The following is a 13,686-nucleotide window of genomic DNA, read 5'->3' as shown; positions in this document are numbered from 1 at the left end:
TAGTGGATGATTTCTCAATAATCAACCCTTTTTTTGGTTAGTTGAAAGCGCTACCTTTGTTGACGCTTCTGAAGTACTCACATAGCCCACTCTGCCGACTTTTAGAGAGCGGACTTTTTGCTGTGTTATAATAAAGATAATGATGCCAAAAAAGAAATATATTGTGAATGAAGGAGAATACATAATATGAAAAATTGGAAACGAATGCTCTTATCCCTTACAGTCTCGGTAGGTTTGCTCGCATCTGCAGTACCAGTTATGGCGGCTCCACAGAAGACTTCCGTCAAGGTCAATGATCAGGCAGTAGAATATGCGACAGAAGTGCCGATTATGGATAAGGGAACCACATTGGTTCCGCTGCGTACCACGCTTGACGCGATGAAGGTAAAGCTGACAACTGCAACGGATGACAAGATCACTGCCGTAGTGGATGGCAAAACAATCACGCTTAAAAGTAAACTTACACGAATCAATGGCGTAACGTATGCTCCGATCCGTATCGTCGGGGATGCAGCTGGTTATGAAGTTCGCTGGGATGGGACAACGCGCACCGTTCTGTTGGTCTCCAAAGGTGGAGCGACGGAAGCTGTCCAAACCGGCGCCCGCGGTTTTATGTGGGAAGTCGAACATAATGGAAATACGGTGTATCTGGTAGGTTCCATGCATATTGCAGATGATAGCTTCTACCCGTTACGTAAAGAATTTGAAGAAGCTTTTGCCGAAGCCGACTATCTCGGTGTGGAGATTGATATCAGCAAAGCTGCCGATGAAGCGCAGCAGAAGCTGATTATGGATATGGGGATGTATCAGGACGGGACAACGCTGAAGGATCATGTGTCCAAGGAAACGTATGCTAAACTCGGTGCCATTTTGAAGCAAAGTGGCTTGCAAGTCAATGCTCTTGATGCATTTAAACCATGGGTGGCGGAATCGACTCTCAGCAGTCTGAAATCAGTGAAGGCCGGATACGAAGCATCTGCGGGTATCGATCTGTATTTCATACAGAAAGCCGTTGAACGAAAATTGCCCGTGCTGGAACTGGAATCCTATGAATCCCAGTTAGGCATGTTCGATCATTTCTCCAATGAACTGCAAGAGAAGAATCTGAACGCTGTGATCGATAATTTTGGTGTCCTTGATGATTCTGTCGACCAGATGGCTGAAATGTGGAAAACCGGGGATGACCAGGGATTGCTAGAATTCACCAATAGCATGGCTGTAGATCCAGAGTATAACAAAGCGATGCTTATTGACCGGAATATCGGGATGGCTGACAAAATCGATGGCTACCTGAAATCCGACAAGAAAGAGGAATATTTCATCGTAGTTGGCGCAGGCCACTTCCTGGGTAAGGATGGGGTTATCCAGCTGTTGAAGGATAAAGGGTATAACGTTGTGCGCAAATAAATGCGCTATTCAAAAGTCCCCCTTAGGACGACTTGAAAGCTAATCATTCAGCAACCTTTCAGTTGAATTTAACGTTCCTTTTGTCTGGATGGGATATAGTGGAACCAAGAAAGAGGAGGAGATCAACGATGAATATTTCTTCAGCAGCAAGTTCCACGACATCCTACATATCCACATCTTCATCCAGTTCGAACAGCACAAGCGAGTTGGAAAAACAAAAGACGAAGCTTGAGGCCGAATTGGAGAAGGTACAATCCAGCAAGGACGATGAGAAAACCAAGGAGACCAAAACGAAGCAGCTGCAGCAGCAAATCAAGCAAATCGAAGCTCAAATCTCGCAGCAAAGCGCCCAGAGCAGCGGTACAACCGGAACCAAAGAAGCGCCGCCAGCCAAACCTGCGAACAATGGCATGCAAGCCGCATCCCCGCAAGAAATTGCAAATGCCACGACGGACAGCAATGGCCGATTCGATATTCGGGTATAAAGTAATATAGTATCAATCTAAAAACCTTAGGTAAACATATTAAACGAGCCAATCGATAAAAATAGAGTTGATTGCCTTAACCAAAAGACCTGCCTGATCTCTGTAGATCAAGCAGGTCTTTTGGTTGTTCACATGTACATGCTTTATTCAATCGTTAAACTGTTTATCCGTTCAGAGATGGATCGTTTTTTATAGTACATCCCAATAGTCACCAGAACCATCATTTCAGATAGCGGAACGGCAAGCCATACACCAGTGACACCCAAGAATGAAGGGAGGATAACAATCAAGGCAACCATAATAATCATCTCGCGTGCAGCCGTAATCCAGATAGCCATTTTGGCATTCCCGACAGATTGGAAGTACGTGCTCATGACAAAGTTAATACCCATAAACAAGTATGCAAAAGTAAATATGCGCAAACCGTACACGGCGTTATCCGTCACGCTGTCACTGAAGTTCCCGAAGATTTGCACAAAATAAGGTGCGCCCAGTTGTACAACAAGCAACAGCAGAACCCCACATGCCAGAGCCGTTCTGGAGGCTAAGCGAATGGTCTGTTTTTCCCGATCCATCTGTTTGGCTCCATGATAATAACTGACCAAAGGTTGGGCAGCGGACGCCAGGCCGAGAAATGCCAGTAGTACAACGCCATGAATATAGTTCAGGACTGTAAAGGATGCCACGCCATCCGTGCCCGCAATCCGATCCAGTGAAATGTTGTGAGCGATGGAGAAGACGGACATGCCCAGTTCAGCCAGGAAGCTGGGGAAACCAATGAGCACAATGGAACCCAGCAGTTTGGTATTCCATCTGAAGCGGGTCAATTTAAGATTATTTGTTTTTTTGAAAAAATGAGTCAGCAGGACGAGAAGCGCCAGAGATGCCGATACGATTGTGCCAATCGCCACGCCACGGACACCCCATTCCAGTACGTATAACGTTACATAATTGAGTACAATATTGGCTACCGCAAACGTAATCTGAGCATACATGGATGTATTGGGATTTCCGTCGTTCCGAACAAAAATAGTGAGTGCATTCTCAATGGTGAAAACGAAACCGAACAACAAAATGATATTCATATAGTCCGCAGCAAACGGGAATGTTTCGGTATTGGCACCGAGGGCGAAGACCAGCTTATCTTTGAATGTATAGGCCGTATATCCGATGACCATCGTAATCAGCAAAATGATCGTTATGGATTTGGTGAAGATTTGCTTCGCTGTCGCAGGGTCTTTCTTCCCCATGTAAGTTGAATACAAGGTAGCTCCGCCCATTCCAATCCATAGCGACATAGCTACAAAAAGCGTATAGACAGGAGAAGCAATCCCGATTCCGGCCAGCGCTGTAGATCCAAGTTTGTGTCCAACCATAATGCCGTCGATAATAAAGTTGAAAGCGATAACCAGCATCCCTAATATGGAAGGCACGAGGTAGCTTACAAATGCCTTACCTACAGATTGCCTTTCTAATGGATGCGTCCAATTTGTGTTCATGGTGACCTCCGTTAATATACTGAATGTTCATTCTGTATTATATTATACTGAACGTTCGTTCTGTATAATAACATGCCATGATTTTGGTTGGCAACTTTTCCAAAAGATTATCGTTTATATGGTAGAGTTAATGGGGCATCTTTTATGACACGGGAGGGATCACTTTATGAAGCAAAACAAATATGATGAAGCCGAATTTTTCGGCAATTATAGTCAGATGGCTAGATCCACCCAAGGACTGGAGGCAGCTGGTGAGTGGCATGAGCTGCAAACGATGCTGCCTGAATTAAAGGGCAAGAACATATTGGATCTGGGATGCGGCTTTGGCTGGCACTGTCGATATGCACGTGAGCAGCAGGCACGTTCGGTGGTTGGCGTGGATTTGTCTGAAAATATGTTGCAGCGTGCACGGGAGATGACGGATGACCCTCATATCGAGTACCAACGCATGGCGATTGAGGATATTGATTTTGCACCCGGACAATTTGATGTGGTGATCAGTTCACTGGCTTTGCATTATATCGAGCGTCTGGATCAGGTCTATGCCAAAATTAATGCATGTCTCGTTCACGGAGGCACGTTTGTCTTGTCTGCGGAACATCCCATCTTCACTGCGCGGGCGGAGCAGGATTGGCATTATGGACCTGAGGGTGAGATACTGTACTGGCCTGTGGATCATTATCATGAGGAAGGGCAGCGGGTAGCGAACTTTCTGAATCAGGACGTGGTGAAATACCACCGGACGCTGGCGACGCATCTGAATGAATTGATTCAGGCGGGGTTTGTCATTCAACAGGTAGCCGAGTCCAAGCCATCCCCGGAGATGATGGAGCAGGTTCCCGGTATGCGAGACGAGAGTCGTCGACCGATGTTTCTCATGATTGCTGCGGTTAAGGTGTGAGCAGCTTGCGCATCAGATTGAATTTTATTTGGCTTTCTCATAGATAGACCAGCGCGTTCAGCACATGTGGACCTTGCTGGTTTATTTTATTTTGCAGGAGAGGGGGAAAGAAATAAGGCGTTGGGGAACCAAACCGGATTGGACGCAGTCTTATTAAGTGAGGTGAACATCAGTTGGACTATCAATATCTGGCACATGCTCAGACCATCGACAATTACACACTTAGCAGCATGATGGATGACTACGGGAACGACGTATGGAATTACGCGTACTTTCTGACCAAAAGTACCGAGCAGGCGGATGAATTGTCACAGGAAGTGTTTATCCGGGCATATTCCGGGATCGCCCATTTTCGAGGAGAATGCTCATTGAAGACATGGCTGCTGACCATTACTAGGAACACGACATTTACATACCGGAAATCCAGATTTTTTCGCAGCAGTTTATGGGGAGAAACCCTGCCAATCCACACGGAACAGGTTAATGCGAGCCAAGGCGAGATGAAGCCCGAAAAATTTGTTCACCCTTCTGCCGAAGCCGAGGCGATCAGCAGGGAGCACGTTCATGAAATCTGGGACATCGTCATGGCTCTGCCGGACAAATTCCGGGAATTGCTTTTGCTGCATCTGAAGTATGAGCTTACGACGGGGGAAATTGCGGAAATGCTGGGCATCAGCGCGGGAACGGTCAAATCGCGACTATCGAGGGCGAAGGCCAAAGTACGGAAACAGTGGGAGGAGCGAAGCGAATGAAACATATCGATGATGAATGGGAAAAAGTAGTTCGGCAGGAGCCGTTTGCGGCGTCTCCTTTTACCGAAGAGCATAAGCAGAACGTACTTCGTCAGGTAGCCTGGCTCAAATCGGGATCTGCACAGAAAATGAGTGATGCTGGGGATAAGTCTAACGAGCAAAAAAAACTGCCCAATCAACACAGACGTCGTTTTCGCTCCCGAAGAGCCGTTATGGCGTACACGACGATAGCAGCCGTGGCAGCGGTTGTCATTCTCTGGAACGGACAGATTGTGGACCCTGTGATTGAAACGGTATATCCCACAGCAGCGCTGCAATTTACGGATGACGCCGGCATGAGCCTGCTCACAGACAAGATGAAAAAAATGTAGCCGTCACGATGCGAGACTATCTTGGCAAACAATTACTTATAACCAAAGTGAAGGACCTGCCTGTCTCTGGAAGAGTGTCTGTCGAGGCTGGAAAAGAGGGCGATGCAGAATATGCGTTGATCTGGCTTGATGCGGCAACAGGCAATCTACGTGAGGTACAGATGAGACGGGAGATGTCGGCTAATGAGCTGGAGCACCGTTATTTGCGTCAATTCCGTCACTGCTTGAAGGAATAAAAAGTGACCCTACGCTAAAACCGATCTCAGCCAGACGTTATGTAAAAATGAAGCAGGGTCAGGAAAAACCGGTATGGTTCACAACAGTGTTTTTGGAGAATAGTAGGGGCAGGGGCAGTATCGAATGGACGAGGGATGAAGCAGTATCCGTTTCTGGTAGTGTGAGTTCAGATACTGTATCACAAGATTTAATAACAGAAGCCAGAATGTCGATTGAAGCCTTGTCTGGTGAGCCTGCACCGGATTTGAAAGATATAATTTTTAAACAAAATGGCAAGAAGCTTGAAGATACAACGGACCTGTATTTTGGAGATCGGTATTTAGTAAGTAGAATTGGTGGGAGATTTAGCAACGGCTATACTGTAATGGATTTCCAGTGGGGTATTCCAGACCTTGAAACTGGGGAAGAGTATAAGCTTTACTTTGAGAAGTTACGTAACATGAAGGAAAGTGTAATCAGGCAGAACGCAGCACCAGTAATCAAACAAATGTTCAATATCGATCTTGATAAATATAAACTTGAAAGAGATCCAAACACGCCTGGAATGGTCACATTTCGTTCAGCAGAGACAAAGATCTACAATACTTTTCAGGTTCGATATGAAGACGATGCACGGATTACAATGATTACAAGAATTGACCTCTAGGCCTGACCCATATGGTACAATCAATTTAATAGATGATTGGATCATAAGGAGCATAACGATGAAATATTTGGTGAGTTCATGTCTTGCTGGCGTAGCCTGCCGTTACAACGGAACAGCGAGTCTGGATGCAAAGATTCAGGAGCTTGTGGAGCAGGAACAGGCGAAGATGGTCTGCCCGGAGCTGCTTGGAGGATTTTCCACCCCGCGGGAGCCAGCTGAAATTATCGGCGGTACGGGCAAGGATGTGCTGGCAGGTACAGCCAAGGTCATTGAGAAGAGTGGCAACGACGTAACAGATCTATACATTAAAGGAGCCTATCAGACACTTGAATGGGCGCAGAAACTGGATGTCACCTGTGTGGTGCTCAAAGAATTCAGTCCTTCCTGCGGTACACAGATGATCTACGATGGCAACTTTGCCAACCACAAGGTTGTGGGCGAAGGGGTTACTTCTGCTTTGCTGCGGCAAGAGGGGTTTACGGTCATCTCGGAAAATGAGTTTATGCAGCAGCTGTAATCATCATCATCGCTGACATGAATCACAGATAAGTCGCCTTGGGGAGCAGGAGATCCATGGCGACTTGTTTTTGGTTACAACAGGGCATGCACTTAACCATAGAAAAACCTTGTTAGATAACAATAGTTACTTTTATGAACTAAGAAACAACATTGTGCGTACTTTTATTTTATGAGTATAGAATCTAAAATAACACTCAGGCATTCAGTTTTAAACCATGAACATAAACAAGAAAAGGATGTGCAGATCATATGGAATCTTCGGCAAACGCCATTACAAAAGAAAACGTCTTGAACGCTTACCATTTTCGGCATGCAACCAAACAGTTTGATGCTTCACGTCTCATTTCGGCTGAAGATTTTGAGTATATTCTGGAAACGGGACGATTGTCGCCAAGCTCGATCGGATTGGAGCCATGGAAATTTCTGATTGTGCAAAACCCGGACTTGCGCAAGCGTCTGTCCGAAGTTTCTTCCGGGGCTCAGAAACAATTGGCAGCGGCCAGCCATTTTATTGTTATTTTGGCGCGATCCGATGCAAGTTATGACTCACCTTACGCGGAATATATGCTGAAGGAAATTAAGGGCATGCCGAATGACGTATTCGAGTTGACCCGTGAAGCTTATGGCAAATTTCAAAAGAACCAACGAATGCTGGAGAATCCCCGTACTTTATTGGACTGGGCGTCCAAACAGACTTACATTGCTCTCGGCAATATGATGACTGCGGCAGCGCTGATTGGTATCGATTCTTGCCCAATTGAAGGGTTTAACTATGAGGGCGTACATTCGATTCTGGAAGAAGAAGGTCTGCTGGAGGATGGACTATGGGATGTTTCCGTTATGGCAGCCTTTGGTTATCGTGCGGAAGATCCGCCACGCGAGAAATCCCGTCAGCCTTTGGAAAAAATCACTCAGTGGATTGATTGAATTTACGAACAAATCGGCATGACTACCAGCATAAAAATGACTTCCGAGTGTGGGTATCTTTGATTTTGTAGGCATTGGAGCGGTAGATCACTTGTTCTTCAGCGGTATCCGTTATTTGGAGGCAGCGGCTTACCAATCTAGTCTAAACGCATACCCATGAATTTATTGGCAGGCCGGTTCGTTCGTCGAATCGGTCTGTCTAGTTTGCAAAATGAAAGAAAGGCGGTATAATCGTACCCATGGAAACTATACTCATATTCAAAGCATTATCCAACGAGACACGTCGACAGATTCTGTTGTGGCTCAAGAACCCAGAGCAGCACTTTCCACCGCTGGAGCTATCCCAGCATCCGGATGCAGGAAAGAGCGGCATATGTGTTGGTACGATTCAGGTGAAGGCCGGACTGGCTCAATCCGTCATATCCAGCTATCTGCTGACCATGCTCAAAGCCGGGTTACTGATCTCCGAGCGCAGGGGACAGTGGACGTATTATCGCCGCAACGAAGAAACTATTCGTCAATTTGCCGAGTACGTACAGCACGAGCTATAAGCCGGACGCCGAGACGGAAGCAAGAATGCAGGTGCAAGCGGGTATTCCGTCCGGATGTAAACGGCTTGAGGAGTAGCTCTGCACATCATTTTTTTACGCTTTTACATCTATATATCTGGATATACAAAAATAAATATAACTACAGAGGAGAACTATATATCATGTCTACCGAAAACACAGCTGCATCCCATAAAAAACATATTAACGACGTTAAATTGTCCATTCTGGATCTGGCACCTGTCGTTGTAGGGGCCACACCTGCGGATGCGCTTCGCAACAGTCTGGATCTCGCTCAGCACGCGGAGCGTTGGGGATATCACCGTTACTGGGTAGCGGAGCATCACAACATGCCAGGCATCGCTTCTTCAGCCACTTCGGTTGTGATTGGTTACCTCGCGGGAGGAACGAAAACCATTCGTCTCGGTTCAGGTGGAATCATGCTGCCTAACCATGCGCCGCTTGTGATTGCCGAGCAATTTGGTACACTGGAGTCCCTGTATCCAGGCCGTATTGATCTTGGACTGGGCCGTGCACCGGGAAGTGACCGTCGCACATCATTAGCCCTGCGTAAAGACCTCAACAGTGGTGAAGATTTCCCTGAATTGCTGGCTGAGCTTAGAGCCTTCTTCGATGCTTCTGCTACATCGTATCATGCGCCCGTTCGTGCTGTTCCCGGTGAAGGATTGAATATCCCAATTTACCTGCTCGGCTCCAGTGATTTCAGTGCTCGTCTGGCCGGACAGCTGGGATTGCCGTTTGCTTTTGCCAGCCACTTCTCACCGGATTACACCCGGATTGCACTTGAAACGTATCGGAGCAGTTTCCAGCCATCCGATCACTTGAAGGAACCCCATGTTATTGTGGGTGTAAATGCTGTCGTTGCGGATACCGACGAAGAAGCAGCATGGCTCGGTACAACGATGCAGCAGCAGTTCCTGAACATTATTCGCGGCACAACAGGATTGGTGCAGCCACCAGCCGATATGGAAGGCAAATGGACAGATCGTGAGAAAACCGGTGTAGAGCAGACGCTGAAAGCAGCTGTGAACGGTTCTCCGGAAACCGTGCGGGGTCAACTGGAATCATTTATCGCTCAGACCCAAGCGGATGAGCTGATTATTACGTCGATGATCTATGATCATCAGGCACGCCTGCATTCGTATGAGCTGATCGCTCAACTGGCGGGAAAAGCATAAACGTAAGTAAAAGTATAAGTAAAAGCTAAAGCGCAACATCCAACGTAATCATAGATGCGGATGCAGCTGACATATGAACGGTTTGTCTCTTTTTGGAGACGAGCCGTTTTTTGGTAGGGATATTTTTCAAAGGAGACCTATTGTCGGAGGACAAGGACATAGTCCCATTGAAGTCGCTAATTTAGCGGCTTTTTTATGTTATCGGTACAAGTTCGTGTCCCGAGCCAAGGACAAGAACATAGTCCGATTTCCGATTAGATGTGCATCTAAACATTAGGTACATGCACTTAAAACCTCATTAAGTACCATAATTCATGAAAATGTTTACATTGTTATGGAACAACTGACAGTGGTTTTTAGATCAAAGGGAGGGGAACATATACAGACATCGTACTTTATGCTGATTTGTCATTCTTAGAGACAAGAACTTGAACCCATTACCGTATTATGTTCCTATTGCCGAATAGGCATATATCTACACCGGTGTCTAGGTATTAAAAAAGCGAAATATCGGACTGAAACTAGCTGCTGAGGACAAGAACTTGTACCGATTGCCGTATTGGACAAGAACTTGTTCCCATTTCCTATTAGATAAATATCTAGGTATGATTTGTGAGTCTGTTTTGAGCAAATAAGCTTCAACACTCGAAATGAATAAAACAAGCTAGCCAATAAGCACTTTAGCAAAGAAAGGGGGAAAATGATGAATCTTCTTTTGGAGGATGAAAACATATGCCAAGATCGTACTTTGTGATGCTTTGTTATCGTTAATTTGTTGTTTTTGAGTTATACAAAAATAATGAATGAGTGGTGGGAAATGTTAGTTAAGGGACAAGAACTTGTTCCTATTGCCGATTAGGTGTGTATCTAATCCGTTATTTTGTCCGTTATTTCATTCAACTAACGGGCAGGTTAGCTCAATGTTTATTATAGAATACAATAATATTAGATACATAGAATACAAAAACACGTTAACTCATCAAACTCAATAAAAAAACAAGGTAGTAAAACTAGTGATTAAAATAGGAGGTAAGAACAATAGAAACTTTGAGGTGTTACCTTAACGAAGTAACTCAGAACGATTTCGAAGATGTGGTTCAGATATATAATTTATTCTGGTGTTTCTTAAGTTCTTTCGTTATGGACTCTAATTGAGAAATTACTTGCGCTGCTTCATATACCCCTGAGAAATCATAGATAAAAGCTGAGTTACTATCATCTGCTATGAGATCATTTAAGGACAACACTAAAGAAGATTCCCTGATCTGGAAGTCCGGTGTCTGATTTACCTTATTCTCATCTTCAAGCAGTTCTTTTTCGGGTATTTCAAGTTGTTTTAAGATATCATTAAGTTCATCCGAAGTCTGAACGGACCATACTTTCATGATGTCTTCCAAAAAGAATAGTTCATTCCACTTAGCCCAGCTTTTCAGGCGTATTTCTTGAGGTAATTGCGAAAGATAAGCTACTGGAACAACCTCCCCATAAACATTATAATTTGGGCCATCGTTTGTTTTCGCGTATTCCTTCTGCTCTGATCTGCTCATCAAGTTAAAAGCAGTGACCATGCCGCCTTTGCCACGTTTTACACGATTGAAAGAGCTGTTTGCTGTTCTCTTTTTCCTTACTGTCACCCATAATTATTTTTTCTATATTTTCTGACACGTCTTTTCCTCACCCCGATATTATCAAATTGAATGCCGTCTAAAGATCTATCACTGGATTTCACGCAAAAGGTTGGATTTAAGTTATTAATTGTCAGATTAACATAGCTCTCAGACATCGAGTAGCAAAACCATCATAGGCCAGTTCCCCAGCAAAAAGATACTGAATGACAGCATGAGACCTGTGCTCGGATGGAGGGGCTGCAGATCACCGGGAAAGTTACATATTGTTATATGTGAAATGTGAACGCTGTGGCCGCTACTCCTCTGGGCCTACTACAATACATATTTACTCAAAACCAAACTTGGCTTGATTATATGTTTATAAGCTTATGTGGCTTTGCTCTTTCCTATTTAATAGGGTACCTTTTATGTAGAAAACAACAATAATTAGATAAAAGTAATCAATAAACGCAGACCTCTTCCTGAGATAGAAGAGGTCCGTTTTATGTTGGTCGTCGTACTAAATACATTGGAAGCTTTTTTCTAAAAAACTCCTATTTATAACAAAGTATGAAACAAGCATATCCATCAAGAAGGAGACTGATAATGCAGTCTTGCTACAATTATCATCCAGCTGCAGCAACTTCCTAAACAGAAATATGGTCTTTGAAAAGCACATTACTACAGAGGAATCGATTTGGATTCCAAAAAGTTGCTTCAAAGATAATATGGATGAGGCTTCCTTCAACTAGAGGATTGGGTACTTAGGAAAAAAAACTAGCTTGTCGATCCGCTTGAATATTTTGCTGATGATTCACGCCTGATTTTAAGGAAAAATAGAACATCTGAGTGTATGTTTTGTTCCTCTACGGAGGGCCTTGTCTACTTTAAAGATTATTTCATTTGCAGTTCTTGTATAAATGGGGATTTTGGGGAATAGTCCGGAAGAGGAACGGGTATCCAAATTAGTGTTTTTCGTATATTCCAATAAGCATGCTTTTCGAGACAATTAGAATAACTGCACGATCCCGATATGGAGATTATCAGTTTATTATTTTTCAAAAAAAATAAGAACTTACAAAATTCCCCTTACTTTGACATTAAACACACTGTATTATATGAAATGTAAAATATAATAAAAATATAGGAAGGAGGAATAAAAGTTTACTTTTAGTGTTCTAACAATTTCGAGAGGATGGAAGTCTATGAAAAGAAGTAAGCCAATTAAATTTATTCTTGCCATTACATTAATAATTTCTTTATTTTCTAGTGTAGCAAGTGCAGCAAGTGCAGATTCTGCAGTATCCACATCGGAATTGGATCAGTATCTAATAAATGCCGGTTATCCTCAAGAACTTATCGATGCTTATGAAGAAGAGCAAAAAATGGAACTTTATGCTGCACAAGCGACATATATTTCGCATAAGGTTACTTATGACACTTTAACGGACAATTCTCCATCTAATGAAGATTCAATAACACCTATGAGTCTCTCTAATTTTACTCACATAACATCTTTTAGTCGTATACCATCAACTACTCCTGGAACTGCCAAAATAGCGGTAAATTATAACTGGGATTGGAATTACGACCCTATTTTCACTTCTTCAGATCAATATGGTATTGCATGGACTGATGACTGGAACCTAGTATCTGGTTCTTCAAAGTATAATTATAAAGCATTTGGGTATTATCACAGTGCTAGTGGCTCCACCCTTTACGCTGAAACTGCCGGCACTCAACAAAGCGGCCAATTAAAAGCCCCACCAGGAGCTGGTATAGGTTATGAGGTAAACCTAATCAGTGAATTCTCACAAAATGGAGCCAGATATATAGTCAATCGCCATAAGGGTTGGTCGGGTTTCCAACTGTATAGAGAGCATGATAAATCAGGAAGATTAGAAGTAACTGCATTTGAAGCTAAGTATTTTCATAAAGAGTGGAATTTGACTGGAGAAGTGAATGTTGCCAAAACGCCAGCAGTTACTTTTAGTACAACAGCTGGAGTATCTGAATCCAATGCAGACGCTCGAACACTAAACTGGTATCACAAAGATATGTAATCTTAAATATCAGGTATAGGTATGATATAATCATGACTATACCTGATTTCACTAGAGAGTGAGTTGTGATAAATGATTGATATTATGGCTTATTTTATTTTTACAGTTGTTCCAGTATTATCATTCATTAGTATCTACTTGTTATTAAAATTATTAACAGATGAAAATCGAAAAACAAAAACTAAAACATCGCATCGAGTTATAATAAGCCTTGGTTTCACCTTGAATATTTGGATAGTTTGTTTATTACTATTATTTAAATTGTAGAGATTTGTTGAAAACACTTAAAAACATTAGAGTTTAGCCAATTTCGGAATGCCGCAGTCAAAATAATGACATTAATCTTGAATAAAAAGTACATTACTCTTCTGCTTAACATTGCTAGTCCTTCTAAAAAATCGCCTTTGTTTTTACGAATCAATCAAAAAGAGCTTGAGTTATGGTAACACCCCTTATGGTATACAACGAAAAGAGACATCTATTAAGATGGACTTACATGTTGTCTGCTGGAGGGGATTTTTTCAT

Annotated in this window: 14 protein-coding genes; 12 read left to right on the top strand and 2 right to left on the bottom strand. The window is 43.4% G+C overall.

Annotated features, from left to right (window positions below):
* The first annotated feature begins 186 nt into the window (after positions 1–186).
* Positions 187–1,407 carry a TraB/GumN family protein gene (locus tag ACTWJ7_RS32255; protein WP_301882425.1) on the top strand — a complete coding sequence of 407 codons (1,221 nt, stop codon included), beginning with the start codon at positions 187–189 and terminating at the stop codon, positions 1,405–1,407.
* A 128-nt stretch (positions 1,408–1,535) separates the two neighbouring features.
* On the top strand, positions 1,536–1,892 hold the full coding sequence (locus ACTWJ7_RS32250) for a FlxA-like family protein (protein ID WP_285080269.1): 357 nt from the start codon (positions 1,536–1,538) through the stop codon (positions 1,890–1,892).
* Between the two features lie 143 nt (positions 1,893–2,035).
* Here ACTWJ7_RS32250 and ACTWJ7_RS32245 read toward each other — a convergent pair whose 3' ends face one another.
* Complete coding sequence (locus tag ACTWJ7_RS32245) at positions 2,036–3,391, bottom strand: MATE family efflux transporter (protein WP_079348846.1); 1,356 nt, start codon at positions 3,389–3,391, stop codon at positions 2,036–2,038.
* Positions 3,392–3,557: 166 nt separating this feature from the next.
* On the opposite strand from ACTWJ7_RS32245, the gene ACTWJ7_RS32240 reads away from it, so the two are divergent.
* The 9 genes from ACTWJ7_RS32240 to ACTWJ7_RS32200 all read left to right on the top strand — a co-directional run bounded on the left by ACTWJ7_RS32240 (position 3,558) and on the right by ACTWJ7_RS32200 (position 9,491).
* Positions 3,558–4,292, top strand: coding sequence for a class I SAM-dependent methyltransferase (locus ACTWJ7_RS32240; RefSeq protein ID WP_301882423.1), 735 nt, complete (start codon positions 3,558–3,560; stop codon positions 4,290–4,292).
* A gap of 173 nt (positions 4,293–4,465) precedes the next feature.
* The gene (locus ACTWJ7_RS32235) at positions 4,466–5,044 is read left to right on the top strand and encodes an RNA polymerase sigma factor (protein ID WP_079348848.1); all 579 of its coding nucleotides are present in this window, start codon (positions 4,466–4,468) and stop codon (positions 5,042–5,044) included.
* Positions 5,041–5,415, top strand: a complete 375-nt coding sequence (locus ACTWJ7_RS32230; RefSeq protein WP_443146248.1) for a hypothetical protein — start codon at positions 5,041–5,043, stop codon at positions 5,413–5,415. Before ACTWJ7_RS32235 ends, ACTWJ7_RS32230 begins: the two co-directional genes overlap by 4 nt.
* An 8-nt stretch (positions 5,416–5,423) precedes the next feature.
* On the top strand, positions 5,424–5,651 hold the full coding sequence (locus tag ACTWJ7_RS32225) for a hypothetical protein (RefSeq protein ID WP_443146247.1): 228 nt from the start codon (positions 5,424–5,426) through the stop codon (positions 5,649–5,651).
* Between the two features lie 47 nt (positions 5,652–5,698).
* On the top strand, positions 5,699–6,298 hold the full coding sequence (locus ACTWJ7_RS32220; RefSeq protein ID WP_443146246.1) for a hypothetical protein: 600 nt from the start codon (positions 5,699–5,701) through the stop codon (positions 6,296–6,298).
* A 58-nt stretch (positions 6,299–6,356) separates the two neighbouring features.
* Entirely contained in the window at positions 6,357–6,815 is a 459-nt protein-coding gene (locus ACTWJ7_RS32215; RefSeq protein WP_024632966.1) for a DUF523 domain-containing protein, read from the top strand.
* Positions 6,816–7,066: 251 nt separating this feature from the next.
* Positions 7,067–7,744 carry an NAD(P)H-dependent oxidoreductase gene (locus tag ACTWJ7_RS32210; protein ID WP_301882420.1) on the top strand — a complete coding sequence of 226 codons (678 nt, stop codon included), beginning with the start codon at positions 7,067–7,069 and terminating at the stop codon, positions 7,742–7,744.
* 239 nt (positions 7,745–7,983) lie between these two features.
* Complete coding sequence (locus tag ACTWJ7_RS32205) at positions 7,984–8,295, top strand: ArsR/SmtB family transcription factor (protein WP_024632968.1); 312 nt, start codon at positions 7,984–7,986, stop codon at positions 8,293–8,295.
* Between the two features lie 161 nt (positions 8,296–8,456).
* Positions 8,457–9,491, top strand: a complete 1,035-nt coding sequence (locus ACTWJ7_RS32200; protein ID WP_301882417.1) for an LLM class flavin-dependent oxidoreductase — start codon at positions 8,457–8,459, stop codon at positions 9,489–9,491.
* A 1,097-nt stretch (positions 9,492–10,588) separates the two neighbouring features.
* Here ACTWJ7_RS32200 and ACTWJ7_RS32195 read toward each other — a convergent pair.
* On the bottom strand, positions 10,589–11,125 hold the full coding sequence (locus ACTWJ7_RS32195) for a hypothetical protein (RefSeq protein WP_443146245.1): 537 nt from the start codon (positions 11,123–11,125) through the stop codon (positions 10,589–10,591).
* 1,178 nt (positions 11,126–12,303) lie between these two features.
* Here ACTWJ7_RS32195 and ACTWJ7_RS32190 point away from each other — a divergent pair.
* Complete coding sequence (locus tag ACTWJ7_RS32190) at positions 12,304–13,161, top strand: hypothetical protein (RefSeq protein WP_301882414.1); 858 nt, start codon at positions 12,304–12,306, stop codon at positions 13,159–13,161.
* Positions 13,162–13,686: the final 525 nt, after the last annotated feature.

This window comes from Paenibacillus sp. 1A_MP2 (genome assembly GCF_052244825.1).
GTDB classification, from domain to species: domain Bacteria; phylum Bacillota; class Bacilli; order Paenibacillales; family Paenibacillaceae; genus Paenibacillus; species Paenibacillus vandeheii.
Note: the sequence above shows the minus strand (reverse complement) of the source record. Positions and strands in the feature narration are given on the sequence as shown.

Coding starts and splice junctions, on each gene's coding strand:
- ACTWJ7_RS32245 (WP_079348846.1), bottom strand. CDS start 3,391: ATGAACACAAATTGGACGCATCCATTAGAAAGGCAATCTGTAGGTAAG.
- ACTWJ7_RS32225 (WP_443146247.1), top strand. CDS start 5,424: ATGCGAGACTATCTTGGCAAACAATTACTTATAACCAAAGTGAAGGAC.
- ACTWJ7_RS32210 (WP_301882420.1), top strand. CDS start 7,067: ATGGAATCTTCGGCAAACGCCATTACAAAAGAAAACGTCTTGAACGCT.
- ACTWJ7_RS32205 (WP_024632968.1), top strand. CDS start 7,984: ATGGAAACTATACTCATATTCAAAGCATTATCCAACGAGACACGTCGA.
- ACTWJ7_RS32250 (WP_285080269.1), top strand. CDS start 1,536: ATGAATATTTCTTCAGCAGCAAGTTCCACGACATCCTACATATCCACA.
- ACTWJ7_RS32220 (WP_443146246.1), top strand. CDS start 5,699: ATGAAGCAGGGTCAGGAAAAACCGGTATGGTTCACAACAGTGTTTTTG.
- ACTWJ7_RS32190 (WP_301882414.1), top strand. CDS start 12,304: ATGAAAAGAAGTAAGCCAATTAAATTTATTCTTGCCATTACATTAATA.
- ACTWJ7_RS32255 (WP_301882425.1), top strand. CDS start 187: ATGAAAAATTGGAAACGAATGCTCTTATCCCTTACAGTCTCGGTAGGT.
- ACTWJ7_RS32200 (WP_301882417.1), top strand. CDS start 8,457: ATGTCTACCGAAAACACAGCTGCATCCCATAAAAAACATATTAACGAC.
- ACTWJ7_RS32230 (WP_443146248.1), top strand. CDS start 5,041: ATGAAACATATCGATGATGAATGGGAAAAAGTAGTTCGGCAGGAGCCG.
- ACTWJ7_RS32215 (WP_024632966.1), top strand. CDS start 6,357: ATGAAATATTTGGTGAGTTCATGTCTTGCTGGCGTAGCCTGCCGTTAC.
- ACTWJ7_RS32240 (WP_301882423.1), top strand. CDS start 3,558: ATGAAGCAAAACAAATATGATGAAGCCGAATTTTTCGGCAATTATAGT.